Genomic DNA, 19,546 nt, shown 5'->3' with positions numbered 1-19,546 from the left:
GGAGCCCCCACCCGTCGGGCTTGCTGCTCCGAACCCCCCGCATGACTCCGCCCTCGCGCCGCGCTGTGGTCCCCGTCGTGCTCGCGGGCGCGACGGTCGCCGCCATGACCGCGGTGACGGCGGTGATGGTCGGCGGATTCGGCTACCTCCAGCCGGCGACGCGGCCGACGTTCGCGGTCGCGATCGGGCTCCTGTGGGCGCTGTTCGCGCTCGCGGTGGTGCTGCTGCGGGCCGCACCGGTGCGCGCGGCGATGGTCGTGATCCTCGTCGGATCGGCGGCGATCGGCGGCGCGGCGATGGCCGGCCCGCCGGACACGAGCACCGACTCCGCCCGATACGCCTGGGACGGGATCGTGCAGAACGCCGGCATCTCGCCGTACGCGCACGTGCCGCAGTCCGACGTCCTGTCAGGGCTGCGGACCGACTGGCTCTTCCCGCAGCCGACGACCGGTCCGGACGGCAGCCCGCGCTGCACGCTGCCCCGCACGCACCTGATCACGACCGAGCCGTCCGGCGACGCGCTGTGCACCGCCATCAATCGCGCCGGCGTCCCGACCATCTACCCCGCCGGCGCCGAGCTCTTCTTCGCGGGGGTGCGCGCGGTGACCGGGTCCGGGCCCGCGTACTGGCCGCTGCAGTTGACCGGACTGCTCCTCATGACCGGCGTCACCGTGATGCTGCTCCTCGGGCTCCGCCGACGCGGCCTCGACCCGCGCTGGGCGGCGCTGTGGGCCCTGTGCCCGCTCGTCGCGTCGGAGACCGTCACCAACTCGCACATCGACGCGCTGGGGGCGCTGTTCGCGCTCGCCGCCGCGTTCTTCGTCTCGGCGGGCCGGCGCTGGCGCGGCGGGATCCTCCTCGGCGCCGCGATCGCGGTGAAGCTGATCCCGGTGCTCGCGGCACCGGCGCTGCTCCGCCGGCAGCCGTGGAAGGTCGTGATCTCCGCGGTCGCGACCTTCGCGGTCCTCTACATCCCGTACGTGCTGCTCAGCGGGGTCGCCGTGCTCGGCTACCTCCCCGGCTACCTCTCGGAGGAGGGCTACGACGACGGCAGCCGATTCGTGCTGCTGTCGACCGTGTTCCCCGGGCGGACCACGATCATCGTCGCGGCCGTGCTGCTCGCGATCGTGGCCGTGCTCGTCGTCGTGTTCGCCGACCCCGCCCGCCCGTGGCTCGGACAGGTGGTCATGATCGGGGCGACCCTCGTGATCGTCAGCCCCCGCTACCCCTGGTACGCCCTGCTGCTCATCCCGTTCGTCGCGATGTCGGGGCGCTGGGAGTGGATGCTCGTGCCGCTCGCGCTGAGCGTCCGGGTCGTCGCGACGCAGGCCGCGGCGTCGCGCGTCGCCCTGCTGATCGCGGTGCTGGGGATCGTCGTGGGCGCCCTCGTGCGTCGGCGGGGAGACCGGGATTCTGCGCGACCAGCCGAGGGCGGCGAACCGCGCCGCTACAGGCTCTCGCTCTCGCGACCGCCGACGAGACGCGAGACGTAGGGCGTCGCGGGAGCCGCGCGCAGCACCGCGAGCGACCCGCGCTGGGTCACGCGGCCGGCCTCGAGCACGACGACGTCGTCGGCGAGCGCCTCCAGGTCGCGCCGGCTGTGCGTCACCACCACGACCGGGATGTCGAGCCCCCGCAGGCGCTCCCCGAGCTCCCGCCGGAGCCCGTCGCGGAGCTCGACGTCGAGCGCGGCCATGGGCTCGTCGAGCAGCAGCACGTCCGGCTCGGCCGCGAGGGCGCGGGCGACGGCGACGCGCTGCGCCTGCCCGCCCGACAGCTCGTGCGGGTAGCGGTCGGCCAGGTCGGCGAGGCCGAGCAGCTGGAGCAGCTCCGCGGCGCGGACGCGCGCCCGGCGGCGGCCGATCCGCAGGCGCTGGGCGAAGGCGACGTTGTCGCGCACGTCGAGATGCCGGAACAGCAGGAGGTCCTGGAAGACGACGCCGACGCCGCGCCGCTCGGGCGGCAGCCCCATGAGCTCGCGCGGGCCGACGCGGAGCGAGCCGTCGGCGGGCACCAGCCCCGCCATCGCCCCGAGGATCGACGACTTGCCCGCGCCGTTCGGCCCGACGAGACCCAGCGGACGGCCGGGCCGGACGTCGAACGCGGCCGCGATGCGTGCCGCGCCCCGCTCGAGCGCGAGGTCGGCGACGAGTGCGGCGCTCATCCTCGCACCCCCGGCAGCCAGCGATCGCGCAGGGCGAGGAGCACCGCCACGGAGACGACGAGCAGCACGAGCGCGAGGGCGATGGCCTCGTCGGGGTCGGACTCCAGTGCGAGGTAGCTCGCGATCGGGAGGGTGCGGGTCACGCCCGGGAAGCTGCCGGCGAAGGTGATCGTCGCGCCGAACTCGCCGAGCGCGCGCGCGAAGCAGAGCACCGCGCCCGCCGCGATGCCGGGGGCCACCGCCGGCGCCGTCACCAGCCGGAGAACCTGGAACGGTGACGCGCCCAGAGTGGCGGCCGCGTCCTCCGCCCGCCGGTCTGAGGCGCGCAGCGCCCCCTCGACCGCGAACACCAGGAAGGGCATCGCCACGAAGGTCTGCGCGATCACGACGGCCGGCGTGGTGAACGGCAGCGTGACGCCGAGGGCGGCGAGGGGGCGGCCGAGAACGCCGTTGCGCCCGAGGAGCATCAGGAGCGCGATGCCACCGACGACGGGCGGCAGGACAAGCGGGATCGTCACGGCCGCGCGCAGCAGCCGCCGGGGCATCGTGGGCCACGCCTCGGCACGCGCGAGGACGATCGCCAGCGGCACGCCGAGCACGAGCGACAGCGCCGTCGAGACCGCGCCGGTCGAGAGCGACAGCCAGAGCGCCTGTCCGACCTCGGGGCGCGCGACCAGCGCACCGAGCGATCCCCACGGGGCGCGGAGGAGGACGGCGACGAGCGGCAGCACCAGCAGCGCAAGGCCCAGTGCGGCCAGGGCCCCGACGACGAGCGGGGGGCGCCGGCGGCGCAGCGGACGCCGGCCGCGGCTACGGGGCGGGGCCGAAGCCGGCATCCCTCAGCGCCTTCGTTCCGACCGGACTGCGGACGTAGGCGACGAACGCCCGCGCCGCGGCGGGGTTCGGCGCCTTCTCGAGCACGGCGATCGGGTAGTCGTTGACGACCGCCGTCGCCTCCGGCACATCGACCGTCGCGACCTCCCCGTGGGCGGACCGGGCGTCGGTCACGTAGACGAGCCCGGCGTCGGCCTCGTCGAGCTCGACCTTCGACAGCACCTGCTTGACGTCCTGCTCCAGGCTCACGGGCCGGACGGCGACGCCCGCCTTCTGGAGGAGCGTCTGCGCGGCGGACCCGCAGGGCACGGTCATGTCGCAGAGCACCACCTTGAGGCCGGGCCTCGACAGGTCCGCGAGCGACTCCACGTGCGCGGGATTCCCCTTCGGCACCACGAGCTCGAGCACGTTGGTGGCGAACACGGTCGGCCGCGCGGCGAGCCCCGCCTTCGTGACGGTCATCATCGGCGCGCCCGCCGCGGAGGCGAACACGTCGACGGGCGCGCCCTGCACGATCTGCTGGGCGAGCGCCCCGCTGCCGCCGTAGGTCGTCGAGACGGTGACGCCCGGGTGCCGCTTCTCGAACCCGGCGCCGAGGGCGTCGAAGGTCTCGGTGAGCGAGGCCGCGGCGAGGACGGTCACCGTCCCGGAGAGCGGCGCGGCGGTGCGGCTCGACGACGGGGGCGGGCCCCCGGTGGAGCACCCCGCGAGAGCCAGGAGCGCGGCGGCGGCGAGCGCGGCGGATCGGGCGATGCGGATGGTCAGACCTCCCCCGGCAGGTCGACGACGACGGTCGTCGCCTTGACGGTCGCGGAGGCGAGCATGCCCGGCTCGAGGCCGAGCTCGTCGGCGGCCTCGCGGGTCATGAGCGACACCACGCGGAACGGCCCCGCCTGCAGGTCGACCTGCGCCATGACACCGTCCTTCGTCACGGCGGTCACGAGCCCGACGAAGCGGTTGCGCGCGGAGGTGCGTGCCGCGGGGAAGGCCTCGGCCATCGCCGCGCGCGTCGGGTTCTCGACGAGGAGAGGGAGCAGGTCGACCCCGTCGACGGTGTGATGCGACCCGTCCTTGCGGATGCGCAGCCGGCCGCTGTCGCCCCATCGGCGGACGGTGTCGTCGCTGACCCCGAGCAGGGCGGCGGCCTGGGCGATGCGGAACTCGGCCATTCACGCCCCCTCCTGCCGCGTCCGCGGCGCTTCCAGCTCACTTTATCCGTGGATGCGGCGAGCGCGTTCCGGGTCCGCGCGGAAGAATCGAGTGCGTGCCGGTCGACCCGCAGTCCCCCCGATTCCTGCGTCAGCGGACGCTGACCGGATTCGGCGACACGGCGCAGGCGCGCCTGGCCGCCGCGCACGTGGTCGTCATCGGTGCCGGCGGGCTCGGCAGCGCGGTCCTCCCCGCGCTCGCGGCGGCGGGCGTCGGCCGGATCACGATCGTCGACGACGACCTCGTGGAGGCCTCCAACCTCCATCGTCAGACGATCCACGGCGTCGCCGACGTCGGCCGGTCGAAGGCGGAGTCGGCCGCCGCGTCCCTGGCGCTGCTCGCCCCGGAGGCCGAGGTGCGCGTCTTCGTGGGGCGGTTCGACGCCGCCGGCGCGGCGGATCTGCTCGACGGTGCCGACCTGCTGGTCGACGGGAGCGACACCTCCGCCACCCGCTACCTGGCCGACGACGCGGCGGCCGAGGCGGGGATCCCGCTCGTGTGGGGGTCCGCGCTCGGGTGGGCCGGTCAGGTCGGGGTCTCCTCGGAGGCGGCGGGCATCGGCTATCGCGACCTCTACCCGCACGAGGATCCGGCCGACGATCTCAGCTGCGAGATCGTCGGCGTGCTGCCCACGGTGTGCGCAGTGATCGGCGGCCTCATGGCGACGGAGGCGCTCAAGCTGCTCTCCGGTCTCGGCGACCCGCTCGTCGGGCGGGCGCAGATGTACGACGCGCGCACCGGGTCGATCCGGGAGGTCGTCTACCGCCGTGCAGGCGCACGCCCGACCGCGGCGGTGCGACACGAGGCCGCCGCCGGCGACGGCGGGGACGACGTCGATCCGGCGCAGCTCGAGGCGGTCCTGGTGCGCGACGGTGCGCTCCTGCTCGACGTGCGCGAGCCGGAGGAGGCGGTCGACGCGCCGCTGGCCGGCTCGGTGCTGATCCCCCTCGGCGAGCTGGAGCGGCGCGCCGGCGAGCTGAGCCCGGAGCGCCCGATCGTGGTGGCGTGCCAGCGCGGCATCCGGTCGCGGCGGGCCGTCGAGCTGCTCCGGGCCGGCGGATTCCGGGCGCGCCAGCTCGCGGGCGGCGTCGACGCCCTGCGCCGGAGCGGCCGCTGATGGCCCGGACGCCGGTCGAGGTCCACGCGGCACGGGTCGCCGCCGCCCTCGCGCCGCTGCGCCGCCGCGGCTCCGAGCTCCTCCCCCTCGCGGACGCGCTCGGCCGGGTGACCGCCGCGGCCGTCGCGTCCCCGATCGATCTGCCGCCGTTCCGCAATTCGCAGATGGACGGATTCGCGGCCCGCGCCGCCGAGCTGCCGGGCGAGCTGCCGATCGCCGACGCGATCCCCGCCGCCCCCGGCACCCCCGCGGCCCTCGCGCCGGGCACCGTCGCCCGCATCATGACGGGCGCCCCCGTCCCCGGGGGTGCGGACGCCGTGATCCCGGTCGAGGAGGCGCACGTCGCGGGCGACCGGGCGGACCTCCCCGCCGCGCAGGCCGGCCGCTACATCCGCGAACGCGGGTCGGACCTGCCGGCCGGCGCCGCGATCCTCCCGGCGTCGACCCGACTGGGTTCGCGCCACCTCGCCGCGCTCGCCGCCGCGGGGCTCGCGGAGGTCGACGTCCTCACCCGGGTCCGGATCGCCGTCGTCAGCACCGGCAGCGAGCTCGTCGAGCCGGGCGCCGAGCTCGGCCCGGGCCGGATCCCCGACGCCAACGGCGTCGCCCTCGAGGCCGCCGCCCGCGCCGCCGGCGCCGAGGTGGCGCACCGCGGCCGCGTCGCCGACGCCCCGGACGACCTCGTCGCGCTGCTCGACGCCGCCGTCGCGGCCGGCGCCGAGCTGATCGTGACGAGCGGCGGCATCTCGATGGGCGACTACGAGGTCGTGCGCGAGGTGCTCGAGCCGCGCGGGGCCGTCGTCGACGTGCTCGCGATGCAGCCGGGCGGGCCGCAGGCGCTCGGCGCATGGGCGGGCGTGCCCGTGGTCTGCTTCCCCGGCAACCCGGTGTCCAGCCAGCTGAGCTTCGAGATCCTGCTGGCGCCGACCCTCCGCGAGATCGCCGGGATCCCCGCGCCGCGACGGGGGCCGGCGCCGCTCGCCCACGACCTCGTGTCCGTCGCGGGCCGGCGGCAGTACCTGCGCGGGCGCCGCCGCGACGACGGCGCGGTGGAGACGGTGGCCGGCCCGGGCTCGCACCTGGTCGCCGCGCTCGCGGCCTCCGACGTCCTGATCGTGATCCCGGAGGAGACGACCGCGGTGCGCGCCGGTGAGAGTGTGGAGACATGGGATTTGTGAGCGGCCGGGAATCGGCGAGCGGCCCGGAATCGGCGAGTCGGCTGACGCACCTCGATGACGAGGGCCGCGCCCGGATGGTCGACGTCGGCGCGAAGCCCGTCACGCGCCGCGTCGCGGTCGCGGAGGGCGTGCTCGAGACCACGGCCGAGGTGATCGCGCTCATCCGCGACGGCCGGATGCCGAAGGGCGACGTGCTGGCGACCGCGCGGATCGCCGGCATCGGCGGCGCCAAGCGCACGAGCGAGCTCATCCCGCTCGCCCACCTGCTGCCGTTGGACCAGGTCGTCGTCGACCTCGCGCTCGAGGACGCATCGGTGCGGATCCGCGCCGAGGTCGCGGTGACCGCGCGGACCGGCGTCGAGATGGAGGCGCTCACCGCCGTCGCGGTGGCCGGGCTCGCCCTGCACGACATGGTCAAGGCGGTCGACCCGGACTGCGTGCTCGGCGGCATCCGGCTGGTGTCGAAGACGGGCGGCAAGAGCGACCGATCGGCGGCCGTGGACGCCGGCGCCGCGATCGTCGTCGTCGCGTCCACCCGGGCGGCCTCGGGCGAGCGCGAGGACGCGACGGGCCCCCTGATCGCCGACTGGCTCGCGGAGCGCGGGCTCCGGGCGGAGGTCGTCGTCACCCCCGACGCCGACGTCCTCGCCGCGCTCCGGGCCGCCGTCGCCCGGCGCCCGGCCGTGATCCTCACGACGGGCGGGACGGGGCCGTCGCCGACCGACCGCACCCCGGAGTCCACGCGCGCCGTCGTCGATCGGGAGCTGCCCGGCGTGGCCGAGGCGATCCGGGCGGCCGGGCGCACGTCGGTCCCGACCGCCGACCTCTCCCGCGCCACCGCGGGGCTCGCCGGGCGCACGGTGGTCGTGAACCTGCCCGGCTCCCGCGGCGGCGTCCGCGACGGGCTCGGGGTGCTCGCGGAGCTGCTGCCGCACCTCCTCGATCAGGTGGAGGGCGGCGACCATGGCTGAATCGCTCGCCCGGCTCGTCGACGGGCCGATCGACCGGGCCGAGCTCGAGGCGTTCGCCGCGACCGACGCGGACGGCGCCGTCGTCGTCTTCGAGGGCGTCATCCGCGACCACGACCACGGCTCGGCGGTCACCGCGCTCGACTACTCGGCGCACCCGGACGCGGAGCGCTTCCTCCGCGACATCTGCGCGCGCGTCGCGAGCGGGAGCGGCCTCCGCGTCGCCGCCGCGCACCGGATCGGGCACCTCGTCGTCGGCGACGTGGCGCTCGTCGCGGTCGTCGCCGCCGCCCATCGCGCGGAGGCGTTCGCGACCTGCGCGGAGCTCGTCGACGCGATCAAGTCGGGGGCGCCGATCTGGAAGCGGCAGCTGCTCGCCGACGGTGCGACGGAGTGGGTCGGGCTCTAGCCGCGGCTCATCCGCCCGCGAACGGCGGGAGGACGTCGACGCGGGCGTCGAGGGCGACGTCGCGATCCCGGGTGACCACCCCGTCCACGAGCAGCGACCCGCGGTCGAGCACGTGCGCCATGACGTCGCCGTAGCGCCGGACGAGCTCGTCCCGCAGCTCCCCCGCGGTCGCGGCGGTGATCGGCTCCTCCGCGCGTCCGGCCGCGTCGGCGGCCGCCGCGAAGTAGCGCACGAGGACCTCAGCCACCGATCGCCCCCATCGTGCGGACCGGGCGGCGGTAGCCGGGGTCGTCGACGCCGTGGCCGCGGGGCTTGCCCCACATGGCGCGCCGCCACGCCGCCTCGAGCTCGTCGTCGCTGCCGCCGGAGCGCAGCAGGCCGCGCAGGTCGGTCTCGTCGTCGGCGAACAAACAAGAGCGGACGGTGCCCTCGGCGGTCACCCGCGTGCGGTCGCAGGCCGCGCAGAAGCTCCGGGTCATGGAGGCGATGACGCCCACGGTGCCGGGGCCGCCGTCGACCCGCCAGAGCTCGGCGGGCGCGCCCGGGTCGTCGCGACCGGCGGGCTCCAGTGCGAACCGGGTGCCGAGCACGTCGAGGAGCTCCTGGGCCGGGACCATCGCGTCGACGGTCCAGACCCCGTCGGCGTCGAGCGGCATCTGCTCGATGAAGCGGAGCCGGACGTCGCGATCGAGCGCCCACGCGAGCAGCTCCGGCGCGTCGTCGAGCGTCTCGCGCATGAGGACCGCGTTGACCTTGACCGGGGTGAGCCCGGCGGCGAGCGCGGCGTCGATCCCGGCGAGCACCGCGGGCAGGCGGTCGCGGCGGGAGAGCGCGGCGAAGTGCTCGCGGTCGATCGTGTCGAGCGACACGTTCACGCGGGTGAGCCCGGCGTCGACGAGCGCGGCCGCGCGGCGGTCGAGCCCGATGCCGTTCGTCGTGAGCGCGAGCGGGATGCCCGGCGCGGCCTCGGCGCTCCGCCGGACCACCTCCACCAGGTCCCCGCGGGTGAGGGGCTCCCCGCCCGTGAAGCGCACCTCGGTGAGGCCGAGGCGGTGCACGGCGATCCCGACGAGCCGGGCGACCTCGCTCGCGCTCAGCAGCTCGTCGCGCGGGATGACGGGCAGGCCCTCCGCCGGCATGCAGTAGGTGCAGCGCAGCGAGCACGCCGTGGTGAGCGAGATCCGCAGATCGCGCGCGATGCGCCCGAACCGGTCGCTCAGCCCGCCCATCCCCACACCCTACGTTCGGAGCCGGCGCCCGGCCGGCTCAGACCCGGATCCGCCGGGTGTCGTAGCCGGTCGCGCCGTCCGGCAGCACGTCGGCGATCGCCGCGGTCTGCACCTCGCCGTCGGCGCCGATCGCCCGGACCGCGAGCACGTGATCCCCGGGCTCCGGGCGCCAGCGCAGCCGCCACTGCACCCAGGTGTCGGCGGAGATCGCCGTCGCCAGCTCGGCCGGCAGCCAGGGCCCGTCGTCGACCCGGACCTCGACGGCCTCGACCCCGACGTGCTGGTGCCAGGCCACCCCGGCGGCGAGGTACCCGTCGCCGTCGGGGCGCGCCACGTCGATGCGCGACTCCAGCTTGACCGGCCCGCGCTCGGCCCATCCCTGACCGGTCCAGTAGGCCGTCGCGCGGTCGAACCGGGTGACCTCCAGCTTCACGACCCACTTCGTCGCGGACACGTACCCGTACAGACCCGGCACGACCATCCGGACCGGGAAGCCGTGCTCGAGCGGCAGGGGTTCCCCGTTCATGCCCACGGCGAGGATCGCGGCGCGGTCGGGGTCGGTCAGGGCCTCGAGCGGAGTCCCGGCCGTGAAGCCGTCCTGGCTGGTCGAGAGCACCATGTCGGCGTCCGGGGACGGCTGGGCGCGTGCGAGCAGGTGCCGGATCGGATACCCGAGCCAGCGCGCGTTGCCGATCAGGTCGCCGCCGACCTCGTTCGACACGCAGACGAGCGTGGTGTCGCTCTCCTCGAGCGGCAGCGCCAGCAGCTCGGCCCAGCTGACCGTGATCTCGCGTCGCACCATGCCCGTGATGCGGAGCGTCCATCGGGCGGGGTCGATCTGCGGGATCTGCAGGGCCGTGTCGATGCGGTAGAACGCGGAGTTCGGTGTGACGACGGGCGCCAGTCCCCGGATGCGGAGGTCGGCCTCGGCGGGAGGCGCCGGGAGCGCGGTGGCAGGCCGCGGCAGACGCAGCGCCGCCCGGGCCGCGACGACCGTGCGGCTCCCCGCGGTGAGGACGAGGCCGCCGACGCCGGCCGCCGCGCCGAGCACCGCGATGCCCGCGGCGCGCAGGAGGAAGCCGCGGCGCGTGGGACCGGTGAGGGCGGCGGGCCCTTCGCGGCGCTCCTCGCCCGACTCCTCACCGGGCTCCCGGCCGGTCTCGGCCCGCGGGATGGCGACGACGAGGGTGCGCAGCAGACCGATGACGACGATCGCCGACACCACCGCAGGCGCCGCGTCCAGCGGCCCGGCCGCGTGCCGGGTGAGCGCCGCGACCACGGCGATCAGCCCGAGCGCGGCGACGACGATCGTGCCGACGGGCGGCCGCCGGACCTCGAGCACGCCCGCGAGCACCGAGAGCGCGGCGACGACGACGCCGACCGCGATGAGCAGAGCGGGCTTGTCGCCCGTGCCGAACACGTCGATGACGAGGTGCTTCGCCCAGCCGGGCGCGAGGTCGACGAGGGCCGAGCCCACGGCCACCACCGGTCCCGCCGTCGGCGCGACGAGAGCGGCGACGAGCTGTCCCGCCCCCACCGCGGCTCCGGCGGAGACCACGCCGGCGACGGCGCCGCTCAGCTGACGGCGGGCGGACGCGGACGGCACCTCCGGAGGATATGCCGCGGAGCCGTGCGGTCGCTCAGGCGGAGGGGCGGAGCGCCCGGATCCCGCGCACGTCGAGGCGCGACTCCCGGATGTCGAGCATCACCACCGTGCAGTGCGGGCACCGGGCGACGCCGCCGCGGTCGTCGAGCGTCACCACGAGCTCCGCGATCACGCTCTCCGCGCCGCAGCCCGCGCACTCCGCCCGCATCGTCGTCGGGTCACCGGCGAGCAGATCGCCGAGCACGCCCGCGAGCGCATTGCCGTCGAGGTCGGTCATCAGCTGCCTCCGAATCGCTCGGTGCGGATGTCGCCGGCGGCGTGGCCGAGCTCCTGCAGCCACGCGGCGACCTGCTCGACGAACCCGGTCGGTCCGCAGACGAAGACCCGCGGCCGCTCCTCCGCCGGGACGGCCACGGCCTCCAGGCGCTCCCGGGTCAGTCGGCCGGGCGCGGCCTCGTCGACGCTCAGGGCGCGCCGCGTATAGACGTAGTCGACCCGCAGCGGCGAGGCCGCAGCTGCCGCGGCGAGCTCGTCGCGGTAGAACACGTCGTCCGGGGTCCGCACGGAGTAGAGCAGCCGGAACGGGGCGCCGTCGCCCGCCGTCGCGTGGGCGCGCGCCATCGCGACGAGCGGGACCACGCCCGACCCGCCGCCGACGAGCTGCACGGGCCGCGGGTCGCCGGGCCGCCAGACGAAGTAGCCGCCGAGCGGACCGTGCACCTCGAGCTGATCACCGGGGAGGACGTCGTCGACCAGGTACGGCGACACCTCCCCGTCCGGCACCCGGTCGACCGCGAGCTCGATGCGGGATCCCGGGCCGGCCGAGGCGATCGAGTAGGACCGCGTGGCCTGGTACCCGTCCGGCGCGGTCAGCCGGACGTCGAGGTGCTGCCCCGCGTCGTTCCCGGGCCAGTCCGGGACCTCGATCACGAGCCGACGCGCCGTCGCGGTCTCCGGCCGCGCGTCGACGACGGTGCCGACGCGCCAGGCCGCCGTCACGAGTAGCGCTCCTCCGTCCAGGGGTCGCCGTGCAGGTGGTAGCCGTTCTGCTCCCAGAACCCGGGCTCGTCGTCCTCCATCATCCGGAGGCCGTGGATCCACTTCGCGCTCTTCCAGAAGTACAGGTGCGGCACCAGCAGGCGGGCCGGGCCGCCGTGCTCGGGCTCCAGCGGCTCGCCGTCGGCCTCGACCGCGATCCACGCCTGCCCGTCCAGCAGCTCGTCGAGCGGAACGTTGGTCGTGTACCCGCCGTAGCTGTGGGCCATCACGAAGTCCCGCGTCGTCTCGACCTCGGCGAAGACCGCATCGAGCGGCACGCCGCGCCACGCCATCCCGAGCTTCGACCAGTGGGTCACGCAGTGGATGTCGACCGTGACGTCCTCGACGCCGAGGGCGAGCAGCTCGTCCCAGCTCCAGGTGTGCTCCGCGGTCTCGGTCACGACGCGGAGCCGCCAGTCCTCCGTGTCGATCTCGGGGGTCGGGCCGGCCGACAGCACCGGCCAGTCGCCCACCAGGGTCTGGCCGGGCGGGAGGTGGGGGTCGGCATCCCGGCGGCGGCCGGTGAATCCGCGGGTCACGATCGCCATGCGCCGACCGTAGCGCGAGCGCGGGACGGTGTCGACGGCGGGCGGCACCCGGCGGCCGCTCAGCTGCGCCGTCGGCGCCGCCGGCCGTCGGCGCGGGGCAGACGGACGACGATGCGGGTGCCGTCCGGGCCGGTCTCGGCGACCGCGACCGAGCCGCCCGCGCGCTCGACGCCGTCGCGGACGAGGGCGAGCCCGATCCCGAATCCGGGGCGCGCCCCCGCCTCGGTGCCGCGGGCGAAGCGCTCGAACACCGCGGCCGGATCGATTCCCCGGATGCCGGGGCCGTGGTCACGGACCGAGAGCACCGCGGCGGCCCCCTCGACGTGGACGTCCACCTCGACGAGAGAGCCGTCGGACGAGAACTTGAGAGCGTTGTCCACCAGGGCGACGACGCAGCGGTGGACCGTGGCGCTGGGCATCTCGACGACGGGATCGCCGGTGCTCGTCAGCGAGATCTCGATCCCCCGATCCGCCGCGAGCAGCCGGAGGGACTCGACGGCGAGCGCCACCGTCGGCACGAGCGGCACCGGATCCGCCGCGACCGGACCCTGCTCGGCGGCATCGAGGAGGTCGTTGACGATCCGGACCAGGGTCGCCGTGTCGCGCCTCAGCTCGACGACGACGGTCGCCGACGGATCGCCCTCCGGCAGCCCGCGCTGGAGCTTCTGCAGTCGCGCGTCGAGCACCGCCAGAGGGGTGCGGAGCTCGTGGCTCGCGTTCGCGACGAAGGCGCGCTGCGAACGCAACGCGTCGCCGAGCGGCCGGACGGCCCGTCGGGTCGCGAACCGGCTCAGCACCGCGGCGAGGATCACGGCGATCGCGCCGATGACGACCGCGGCCTCGATGAGGTCGAGCCCGCCGATGTCGATCGTCGCCTCCCGGTGGCTGAGCAGACGGGCGGGCTCGATGTGGTCGAGGACGAACGCGAACGCCGCGACCACCACGCCGGCGACCAGAATCGTCGCCGCCAGGGTGATCTGCCACCCCACGCTGCGCGACGCCCGGCGGACCGCCCGCTCGTCCGGGTCCGGCGACGGCCGCCTCACAGCTGCCCCAGGCGGTAGCCCTGCCCGCGCACGGTCGTGATGATGTCGGGGTCGGTCTTCCGCCGCACGTAGTGCACGTAGGTGTCGACGTTGCCGGGCAGGTCGCCCGCGTCGAACACGGCGCGCAGGATCTGCTCGCGCGTGAAGGTGCGCTGCGGATGGGTCGCGAAGAGCCGCAGGAGCTCGTTCTCGCGCCCGGTGAGGATCCGGCGGCCGTCGTACGGGGAGTAGACGCTGCGGCTCTCGGGGAAGAACTCCCAGGCGCCGATGCGGAGCATCGCCCCCTCCCCCGAGAGCACCCGGCGGATCGAGCGGAGGCGGGCGAACAGCTCGTCGAACTCGAACGGCTTCACGAGGTAGTCGTTCGCGCCCGCGTCGAGGCCGCGCACCTTGTCGGGGACCGCGCCGAGCGCCGTGAGCATCAGCACGGGGGTCGTGACACCCCGGGCGCGGAGGGACTCCACGACGTCGACGCCGTCCGCCCCCGGGAGCCGACGGTCGATGACGAGCGCGTCGAACGGCTCGTCCCGCGCCGTCTCGAAGCCGGTCCGCGCGTCGGAGCGGAGCGTGACGGCGTAGACCTCCTCGAGGACGTCGCGCAGGAGCGGGCCGAGCTCGCCGTCGTCCTCGACCAGGAGGAGCCGTGGTCGCGTGTCGGTCATGAGGGCCTCCCTGCGCACATCCTGGTGCGTGTCGGTCTAGGACTCCGCCACCGACGCCCGGAGAGCCGGCGCGCTCCGGCGGTACCGGACCTGCATCCACGCGATCCCGACCACGATGAGCACCGCCCCGATGCCGCTGATGACGGGGGTTCCGAGCGCGAGCCCACCGCGCGCGCGGTCGACCGCGAGCCAGTCCGCGAACGATGCGCCCAGGGGCCGGGTGAGGACGTAGGCCCACCAGAACGCGGCGGTGGCCGGCAGGTGCAGGCGGTAGGCGACTCCCGGGATCGCGAACAGGACGGCGAAGACGATCCCCGATCCGAGGTAGCCGAGTCGGAACGTCGTGGCCGTGAGATCGCCGAGGGCCGTCCCGAGGGCGAAGGTCGCGAGGACGGTGGCCCAGTAGAACAGCTCCCGCCGTCCGGTGGTGATCGAGTGCACCGAGATCGTCCCCTCGACCCGGCGCCAGAGCACGAACACCACGACGAGCGCGGCCGCGAAGGCGGTGGTCGAGACGAGGTAGGGCACGCCGATCACGATGTGGGTCACGTCCGCGACCATCGTCCCGAACACGGCGACCATGCTGACGAACAGCCAGTAGCGCCACGGCACGTACCGCCGGGCCGTGAACTGGACGAGGAAGCAGGCGACGAAGACGACGGCCGCCGCGAGGACCACCGGCACCGGGTCGAGCGTCTTCACCAGGAAGTCGGAGGCGGTCTCGCCGACCCCGGTGGTCAGGAGCTTCACGACCCAGAACAGTGCGGTGAGCTCCGGGACGCGGAGGAGACGGTCGGACGCGCGGATCACGATCGGGACGCCGCCGAGACGGCCGCCCGTGAGCGCGCGCGGCGGACCAGGGCGGTGATCAGGATCGGGGCGACCGAGACGACGACGATGCCCAGCGTGATCCACTCGACGTTGCCGGCGACCCAGGGGATCGAGCCGAGGAAGTAGCCGGCGGCGCCGAGGAGGGCCGCCCAGACGACGGCGCCGACGGCGTTCCAGACCGAGAAGAGCCCGTGCGGAACCGTGGAGGCCCCGATCGCGGGCGAGATGTAGGTCCGGACGATCGGCACGAAACGGGCGAGCACGATCGCGCCGCGCCCCCAGCGGGCGAAGAACCGATCGGCCTCCTCGAGGTAGCGCGTCTTGAACAGCCGCGCATCCGGCCGGAAGAGCCGGCGCCCGAAGCGGCGGCCGATCGCGAAGCCCAGCTCCGCACCCAGCACGGCGGCGACGGCCGCGATCGCGATGACCGCGAACCACGGCACGTGGAGCGGGGCCGCGATCAGCGCCGCCGCGAACACGAGGCTGTCGCCCGGCAGGAACGGGAACAGCAGACCGTTCTCGACGAAGACCATCGCCCCGATGGCGACGAGGGCGATCGGACCGATCGACACGAGGAGGGAGGTGAAACTCACGCATCGACCCTCGACGACGCGTTCAGATCCGCCGCCAAGATTCCTCGCAGACGCCCGTCGCGACGGGTCTACCGCGGGCGCACCGGCCGCATGCGGAGCGGCCGCAGGAACGCCACCAGCACCGCCGCCGTGATCGCCCCGGCGCACATGATCGCCGCCAGCACCACGATCTGGAACCGCCCCGCCTCCAGCGGCGAGACGCCGCCGAAGATGGCCCCCACGAAGGCACCAGGCAGCGTGACCAGCCCGGTGGTCTTCGTCTGATCGACGGTGGGGATGAGCGCGCCGTAGACCGCGTCGCGCGCGATCCGCCGCGTCGCCTCACGCGGTGTCGCGCCGAGAGCGAACCACCCCTCGATCTCGTCCCAGCCGTCGTCGGCCAGTTCGAGCAGGCGGCGGCCCGAGATCGTGGCGATGCTCATGGCGTTGCCGATCACGATCCCGCCGATCGCGAGGGCGTAGCGGGCGGTGAGGTCGAGCGAGCCCGTCGCGAAGACCACCCCGAGCGCCACGAGGACACCCGCGCCCATGGCGACGCCCACCGGTCCGAGCCGCGCTCTCCCCCCGAGGCGCCGGGCCGAGACCGACACCGCCACCCCGAACATGACGAGGAGCGCGAGCGCGACCCAGCGCGGGTCGGTGATGACGCCCGACAGGATGACGCTCAGCAGCGCCAGCTGCACGAGGCCGCGGAGGATGGCCAGCAGCGGGGCCCACGGGTGCGGCGACCGCGTGGCGATCAGCACGCCGAGGGTCACGACCATCAGCACGACCACCCCGACGAGCGTCCGCACCAGCGTCGCGACATCCACGCCGCGAGACTAGATCAGCGGCCCCCGGGAGAATGACGTCGTGACCCTGACAACCGACCGCGCGCGCCGGCTCCGCACCACCGGCTTCGTGCTCGAGTTCATCACCCTGGGCTGGAACGTCGTCGGCGTCGTCGTGCTCGCGGCCCTCGCCCTGCGGAGCTCGTCGACCGCGCTCGCCGGATTCGGGCTCGACTCGCTCATCGAGATCGGCGCGAGTCTGGTGGTGGTGTGGGAGCTGTCGGGATCGGGCGAGCGACGCCGCCGCATCGCCGAGCGCGCCATCGGGGTCGCGTTCGTGCTGCTCGCGGTCTACCTCCTCGTGCAGTCCGCGATCGCGCTCGCGACCGCGCACCGCCCCGACGGGAGCGTCGGCGGCATCATCTGGACGGCGGTCACCGCGGTCCTGATGTTCGCGCTCGCCGGCCTCAAGGCGCGGACCGGACGGGAGCTGGACAACCCGGTGCTCCGCGCCGAGGGCCGGGTCACGCTCGTCGACGGGATCCTCGCGGTCGCCGTGCTGCTCGGGGTGCTGCTCGACACCGTGCTCGGCTGGTGGTGGGCCGACGCCGTCGCGGGGCTGGTCATCGTCTTCTACGCGGCGCGGGAGGCGCTCCACCTGCTCCGGTCGCCACGCGCCTGATCGAGGTCAGGCGTCGACCGCGAGGCGCAGGCCCGGCGTGCCGATGATCCCGCCGTCGCGGTCGACGGCGAGCACCTCGATCGGCAGCGCCGCCGTCAGCTCGTCGCACGTCGCACGACCTCCCGCGAGGATCGCGGTCGCGACGACGTCGGCCGTCACGATGTCGTCGGCGACGACCGTGACCTGATCGAGGTCCGGCCGCGGGCCCCACACGTGCTCGCCGCGCTCCGCGACACCCGAGGTCGCGACCGCCCGGTGCGGTGCCGCGAGCTCGACGGCCGTCAGCAGCCGGGTGCGATCGGCGGGGTCCGCGATCCCGATCGCCTCGCGATGCCCGGTCGCCCGCCGAACGAGGATGTCGCCGCCGCAGCCGAGCGCCCACGAGGCGAGGGCGCCGTCGAGCACGTCGCCGGCGTCCCGGATCGCGAGCGCCTTGACGATCCCGGAGAGGTCGATCACGCCGTCGGGGCGGTGCGGCGTGAACGCGCCGCGGGTGAGCTCCCGCCACTCGATCGATCGCACGTAGGCGTCGAGGAGCTCGGGGCTCGCCTCGGGGAGACCGAGCCGGCCGTCCGCGATCCGGCGGAGCTCGCTCTTCGGCCGGTACAGGCTGAACCGCTCGTCGTACGCGGCGAACACGCCCTCGACCGCGGCGCGCACCCCCGTGTCGATCCCGCCGTCGGCGTGGATCGACACCGTGGTGCCCATGGTCGTGAAGACGTGCGCGGACATCTACGCGGCCTGGTCGAGCGCCGACTGCAGCGACGTGAGGTAGCCCTCGCTCGTGTAGGTGGCGCCGGAGATCATGCTGACCTTCGCGGACTGCGCCTGCAGCACCTCCTGCTTGAGCATGGGCGCGGCCTGGCTGTTGATGCGCTGCGACCGGCCGTCGTAGGCCTGCAGGGTCGGGGTGGTCACGTCGGTGATCTTCCCACCGGAGACGGTGACGGCGACCTGGATCTCGCCGTACTGGGTCTGCACCGACTTGCCGGTGTAGCTGCCGTCCTTGAGGCCCGATCCCGACGACGACGCGCTCGAGGAGGAGGAAGAGGACGACGACCCCGACGTCCCGGTGCCGGACGAGACCCCGCTCGCGCCGCCGCTCGCGGTGCCGGAGGTGGCGGTCGTCGCCGTCGGGTGACCGAGCGCCGCGGCGCCGATCTGCCAGCCGACGACGAGGACGGCGACGGAGGCGAGCACGCCCCCCAGGGTTCCGCGGACGCTCACAGCTCGAACCTCTCCCGATGGATGTGGGCCGCGGACGCTCCGCGGCGGTGGGCCTCGTGCTCCACGGCCTCCGACCACGCGTCGGGACCGCAGATGTAGACCTCGGATTCGGCGAGCGCCGGGAAGGCGGTCGCCATCGAGACGCCCCGACGCACGTCGGTGGCGGAGAGCCAGCTCGACCGGGCCGTCGCGCGGTGGCCGATCGACACCCATGCGCTCCATCCCCGGGCCGCGCACAGGTCGTGCACCTCGTCCCAGAGGAACAGCGACGCGGGATCCGTCGCGCGGACGATGACCGACACCTGGCCGGGGCCGGCGTCCAGCCGCTCGAGCAGCGCCCGCGCCGGCGTCACGCCGATACCCGCCGCGAACACGGCCACGCGCTCCCGCCCGCGCGCGGCGTCGGTGAAGATGCCGTACGGGCCCTCGAACGAGACGGGCGTCCCGGGGCGGAGCGCCGCCGCCAGACGGCGCGTGCCGTCGCCGGCCTCGCGAACCGTGATGCGCGCCGTGCGCTGCGTGGGCGCCGACGACAGCGAGAGCGGATGCGCGTGCCACCAGGTGCGGCCGGTCCAGAAGCGCCAGGTGAAGAACTGGCCGCCCTGTGCGCCGAGCCGGTCGAGACCGCGGCCGCGGAGGTGGATCGAGACCGCGTCGGGCGCGATCCGCTCGACGCGATCCACGACGACCCGATGGCGCAGGCTCTGCACCACCGGCTCGACGAACCGGAACGCCACGACGGCACCGAGCGCGACGACGTAGAGCGCGATCCAGTAGACGCGCTGGGGCGTGCTGGCCGCGAAGACCGTGCCCTGGCTGAACTGGTGCGGGAGCGCGGTCAGGACCGCCGCATAGGAGAGCAGGTGGATGACGTGCCACACCTCGTACCGCAGCTTCCGGCGCACGGCGACGAGGGACGTCACGATGACGGCGACGAAGAGCCCGATCGCGACGTACGCGAGGGGCATGTCCTGCGCCCCGATCAGCGAGGTGGTCTCCGCGATGATGTTCGTCCGGTCGGTCCAGGCGTAGCCGAGGGTCAGCAGGACGCCATGGGCGAGCAGCAGGTAGAAGGCCGGCTTGCCGAGTTGCCGGTGCACCGCGAGCGCGCGGTCGTGGCCGATGGTGCGGTCGATCGCCGGGATGCGGGCGGCGAGCAGCAGCATGACGAGCACGAGGTCGCTGCCGATCAGGCCCGCGACGATGCCGCCCGCCGTCAGAACGGCGCCCACTCCGTTCAGCGCGACCCCGTGCGTGAGGTACATCGCGACGGCCAGGGACGCGCTGAGCCACGCGCCGACGGTCAGGAGGTCGGCGCGGCGGAGCCGGCGGCGGTGACGCGCGGCGCGCTCGGCGGCCCGGGCGGCGGGGGGCGCCGACGGGGCGGGGGCGGTGAGCACGGTGGCCATGACGACATGGTCGTCAGGCCGCCTTG

24 protein-coding genes are annotated in these 19,546 nt (G+C 74.9%); 6 read left to right on the top strand and 18 right to left on the bottom strand.

From position 1 onward, the window contains the following. Positions 1 to 41: 41 nt before the first annotated feature. Positions 42 to 1,493 carry a glycosyltransferase family 87 protein gene (locus ACTHM3_RS01275; protein WP_440404275.1) on the top strand — a complete coding sequence of 484 codons (1,452 nt, stop codon included), beginning with the start codon at positions 42 to 44 and terminating at the stop codon, positions 1,491 to 1,493. On the opposite strand, the gene ACTHM3_RS01270 is transcribed toward ACTHM3_RS01275, so the two are convergent. The 4 genes from ACTHM3_RS01270 to ACTHM3_RS01255 form a co-directional block, all read right to left on the bottom strand. Beyond that, a complete protein-coding gene (locus ACTHM3_RS01270) occupies positions 1,448 to 2,164 on the bottom strand; it encodes an ATP-binding cassette domain-containing protein (protein WP_440404274.1) in 717 nt (238 codons plus the stop codon). The genes ACTHM3_RS01275 and ACTHM3_RS01270 overlap by 46 nt on opposite strands. Then, complete coding sequence (locus ACTHM3_RS01265; RefSeq protein WP_440404273.1) at positions 2,161 to 3,000, bottom strand: ABC transporter permease; 840 nt, start codon at positions 2,998 to 3,000, stop codon at positions 2,161 to 2,163. Before ACTHM3_RS01265 ends, ACTHM3_RS01270 begins: the two co-directional genes overlap by 4 nt. Next, positions 2,975 to 3,640 carry a molybdate ABC transporter substrate-binding protein gene (modA, locus tag ACTHM3_RS01260; protein ID WP_440404272.1) on the bottom strand — a complete coding sequence of 222 codons (666 nt, stop codon included), beginning with the start codon at positions 3,638 to 3,640 and terminating at the stop codon, positions 2,975 to 2,977. Before modA ends, ACTHM3_RS01265 begins: the two co-directional genes overlap by 26 nt. 119 nt (positions 3,641 to 3,759) lie before the next feature. Continuing rightward, a complete protein-coding gene (locus ACTHM3_RS01255; RefSeq protein ID WP_440404271.1) occupies positions 3,760 to 4,167 on the bottom strand; it encodes a TOBE domain-containing protein in 408 nt (135 codons plus the stop codon). A gap of 95 nt (positions 4,168 to 4,262) precedes the next feature. Here ACTHM3_RS01255 and ACTHM3_RS01250 point away from each other — a divergent pair, with 95 nt between their 5' ends. Genes ACTHM3_RS01250 through ACTHM3_RS01235 form a run of 4 tightly spaced genes read left to right on the top strand, consistent with a single transcriptional unit; the run spans position 4,263 to position 7,879 of the window. Then, positions 4,263 to 5,324 carry a ThiF family adenylyltransferase gene (locus ACTHM3_RS01250; protein WP_440404270.1) on the top strand — a complete coding sequence of 354 codons (1,062 nt, stop codon included), beginning with the start codon at positions 4,263 to 4,265 and terminating at the stop codon, positions 5,322 to 5,324. Then, complete coding sequence (locus ACTHM3_RS01245; protein ID WP_440404269.1) at positions 5,324 to 6,502, top strand: molybdopterin molybdotransferase MoeA; 1,179 nt, start codon at positions 5,324 to 5,326, stop codon at positions 6,500 to 6,502. The genes ACTHM3_RS01250 and ACTHM3_RS01245 overlap by 1 nt, the downstream gene beginning before the upstream one ends. After that, entirely contained in the window at positions 6,490 to 7,473 is a 984-nt protein-coding gene (gene moaCB, locus ACTHM3_RS01240) for a bifunctional molybdenum cofactor biosynthesis protein MoaC/MoaB (RefSeq protein ID WP_440404268.1), read from the top strand. Before ACTHM3_RS01245 ends, moaCB begins: the two co-directional genes overlap by 13 nt. Beyond that, on the top strand, positions 7,466 to 7,879 hold the full coding sequence (locus tag ACTHM3_RS01235) for a molybdenum cofactor biosynthesis protein MoaE (protein WP_440404267.1): 414 nt from the start codon (positions 7,466 to 7,468) through the stop codon (positions 7,877 to 7,879). Before moaCB ends, ACTHM3_RS01235 begins: the two co-directional genes overlap by 8 nt. Positions 7,880 to 7,886: 7 nt before the next feature. Here ACTHM3_RS01235 and ACTHM3_RS01230 read toward each other — a convergent pair whose 3' ends face one another. The 11 genes from ACTHM3_RS01230 to ACTHM3_RS01180 all read right to left on the bottom strand — a co-directional run bounded on the left by ACTHM3_RS01230 (position 7,887) and on the right by ACTHM3_RS01180 (position 16,244). After that, on the bottom strand, positions 7,887 to 8,126 hold the full coding sequence (locus ACTHM3_RS01230) for a MoaD/ThiS family protein (RefSeq protein ID WP_440404266.1): 240 nt from the start codon (positions 8,124 to 8,126) through the stop codon (positions 7,887 to 7,889). Next, complete coding sequence (gene moaA, locus ACTHM3_RS01225; protein WP_440404265.1) at positions 8,119 to 9,108, bottom strand: GTP 3',8-cyclase MoaA; 990 nt, start codon at positions 9,106 to 9,108, stop codon at positions 8,119 to 8,121. The genes ACTHM3_RS01230 and moaA overlap by 8 nt, the downstream gene beginning before the upstream one ends. Before the next feature lie 37 nt (positions 9,109 to 9,145). After that, positions 9,146 to 10,714 (bottom strand): molybdopterin-dependent oxidoreductase, encoded by a 1,569-nt coding sequence (locus tag ACTHM3_RS01220; RefSeq protein ID WP_440404264.1) that lies wholly within the window; start codon positions 10,712 to 10,714, stop codon positions 9,146 to 9,148. Positions 10,715 to 10,748: 34 nt separating this feature from the next. Continuing rightward, positions 10,749 to 10,991 (bottom strand): DUF6510 family protein, encoded by a 243-nt coding sequence (locus ACTHM3_RS01215; protein WP_440404263.1) that lies wholly within the window; start codon positions 10,989 to 10,991, stop codon positions 10,749 to 10,751. Then, a complete protein-coding gene (locus ACTHM3_RS01210) occupies positions 10,991 to 11,713 on the bottom strand; it encodes a ferredoxin reductase (RefSeq protein ID WP_440404262.1) in 723 nt (240 codons plus the stop codon). Before ACTHM3_RS01210 ends, ACTHM3_RS01215 begins: the two co-directional genes overlap by 1 nt. Continuing rightward, positions 11,710 to 12,300: a sulfite oxidase-like oxidoreductase gene (locus tag ACTHM3_RS01205; RefSeq protein ID WP_440404261.1), complete on the bottom strand. Its 591-nt coding sequence runs from the start codon at positions 12,298 to 12,300 to the stop codon at positions 11,710 to 11,712. The genes ACTHM3_RS01210 and ACTHM3_RS01205 overlap by 4 nt, the downstream gene beginning before the upstream one ends. 59 nt (positions 12,301 to 12,359) lie before the next feature. Further along, on the bottom strand, positions 12,360 to 13,289 hold the full coding sequence (locus ACTHM3_RS01200) for a sensor histidine kinase (protein ID WP_440404260.1): 930 nt from the start codon (positions 13,287 to 13,289) through the stop codon (positions 12,360 to 12,362). 53 nt (positions 13,290 to 13,342) lie between these two features. Then, positions 13,343 to 14,008 (bottom strand): response regulator transcription factor, encoded by a 666-nt coding sequence (locus ACTHM3_RS01195; protein ID WP_440404259.1) that lies wholly within the window; start codon positions 14,006 to 14,008, stop codon positions 13,343 to 13,345. A 36-nt stretch (positions 14,009 to 14,044) separates the two neighbouring features. After that, positions 14,045 to 14,818 (bottom strand): COG4705 family protein, encoded by a 774-nt coding sequence (locus ACTHM3_RS01190; protein WP_440404258.1) that lies wholly within the window; start codon positions 14,816 to 14,818, stop codon positions 14,045 to 14,047. Beyond that, positions 14,815 to 15,432 carry a DedA family protein gene (locus tag ACTHM3_RS01185; RefSeq protein ID WP_440404257.1) on the bottom strand — a complete coding sequence of 206 codons (618 nt, stop codon included), beginning with the start codon at positions 15,430 to 15,432 and terminating at the stop codon, positions 14,815 to 14,817. The genes ACTHM3_RS01190 and ACTHM3_RS01185 overlap by 4 nt, the downstream gene beginning before the upstream one ends. A 68-nt stretch (positions 15,433 to 15,500) precedes the next feature. Continuing rightward, positions 15,501 to 16,244: an ABC transporter permease gene (locus ACTHM3_RS01180; RefSeq protein ID WP_440404256.1), complete on the bottom strand. Its 744-nt coding sequence runs from the start codon at positions 16,242 to 16,244 to the stop codon at positions 15,501 to 15,503. Positions 16,245 to 16,284: 40 nt separating this feature from the next. Here ACTHM3_RS01180 and ACTHM3_RS01175 point away from each other — a divergent pair, with 40 nt between their 5' ends. Further along, positions 16,285 to 16,884, top strand: a complete 600-nt coding sequence (locus tag ACTHM3_RS01175) for a cation transporter (RefSeq protein ID WP_440404255.1) — start codon at positions 16,285 to 16,287, stop codon at positions 16,882 to 16,884. 6 nt (positions 16,885 to 16,890) lie between these two features. On the opposite strand, the gene ACTHM3_RS01170 is transcribed toward ACTHM3_RS01175, so the two are convergent. Genes ACTHM3_RS01170 through ACTHM3_RS01160 form a run of 3 tightly spaced genes read right to left on the bottom strand, consistent with a single transcriptional unit; the run spans position 16,891 to position 19,520 of the window. Further along, a complete protein-coding gene (locus tag ACTHM3_RS01170) occupies positions 16,891 to 17,616 on the bottom strand; it encodes an FAD:protein FMN transferase (protein ID WP_440404254.1) in 726 nt (241 codons plus the stop codon). Next, positions 17,617 to 18,111 carry an FMN-binding protein gene (locus ACTHM3_RS01165; RefSeq protein WP_440404253.1) on the bottom strand — a complete coding sequence of 165 codons (495 nt, stop codon included), beginning with the start codon at positions 18,109 to 18,111 and terminating at the stop codon, positions 17,617 to 17,619. Then, on the bottom strand, positions 18,108 to 19,520 hold the full coding sequence (locus ACTHM3_RS01160; RefSeq protein ID WP_440404252.1) for a ferredoxin reductase family protein: 1,413 nt from the start codon (positions 19,518 to 19,520) through the stop codon (positions 18,108 to 18,110). The genes ACTHM3_RS01165 and ACTHM3_RS01160 overlap by 4 nt, the downstream gene beginning before the upstream one ends. Positions 19,521 to 19,546 lie beyond the last annotated feature (26 nt).

This window comes from Pseudolysinimonas sp. (genome assembly GCF_051954455.1).
In the GTDB taxonomy this organism is placed as follows: domain Bacteria; phylum Actinomycetota; class Actinomycetes; order Actinomycetales; family Microbacteriaceae; genus Pseudolysinimonas.
Note: the sequence above shows the minus strand (reverse complement) of the source record. Positions and strands in the feature narration are given on the sequence as shown.

Excerpts from the sequence above, each read along its gene's own strand:
- ACTHM3_RS01275 (WP_440404275.1), top strand. The coding sequence starts at position 42 with ATGACTCCGCCCTCGCGCCGCGCTGTGGTCCCCGTCGTGCTCGCGGGC.
- ACTHM3_RS01270 (WP_440404274.1), bottom strand. The coding sequence starts at position 2,164 with ATGAGCGCCGCACTCGTCGCCGACCTCGCGCTCGAGCGGGGCGCGGCA.
- ACTHM3_RS01265 (WP_440404273.1), bottom strand. The coding sequence starts at position 3,000 with ATGCCGGCTTCGGCCCCGCCCCGTAGCCGCGGCCGGCGTCCGCTGCGC.
- ACTHM3_RS01255 (WP_440404271.1), bottom strand. The coding sequence starts at position 4,167 with ATGGCCGAGTTCCGCATCGCCCAGGCCGCCGCCCTGCTCGGGGTCAGC.
- ACTHM3_RS01245 (WP_440404269.1), top strand. The coding sequence starts at position 5,324 with ATGGCCCGGACGCCGGTCGAGGTCCACGCGGCACGGGTCGCCGCCGCC.
- moaCB (WP_440404268.1), top strand. The coding sequence starts at position 6,490 with ATGGGATTTGTGAGCGGCCGGGAATCGGCGAGCGGCCCGGAATCGGCG.
- ACTHM3_RS01235 (WP_440404267.1), top strand. The coding sequence starts at position 7,466 with ATGGCTGAATCGCTCGCCCGGCTCGTCGACGGGCCGATCGACCGGGCC.
- moaA (WP_440404265.1), bottom strand. The coding sequence starts at position 9,108 with ATGGGCGGGCTGAGCGACCGGTTCGGGCGCATCGCGCGCGATCTGCGG.
- ACTHM3_RS01215 (WP_440404263.1), bottom strand. The coding sequence starts at position 10,991 with ATGACCGACCTCGACGGCAATGCGCTCGCGGGCGTGCTCGGCGATCTG.
- ACTHM3_RS01205 (WP_440404261.1), bottom strand. The coding sequence starts at position 12,300 with ATGGCGATCGTGACCCGCGGATTCACCGGCCGCCGCCGGGATGCCGAC.
- ACTHM3_RS01195 (WP_440404259.1), bottom strand. The coding sequence starts at position 14,008 with ATGACCGACACGCGACCACGGCTCCTCCTGGTCGAGGACGACGGCGAG.
- ACTHM3_RS01170 (WP_440404254.1), bottom strand. The coding sequence starts at position 17,616 with ATGTCCGCGCACGTCTTCACGACCATGGGCACCACGGTGTCGATCCAC.
- ACTHM3_RS01160 (WP_440404252.1), bottom strand. The coding sequence starts at position 19,520 with ATGGCCACCGTGCTCACCGCCCCCGCCCCGTCGGCGCCCCCCGCCGCC.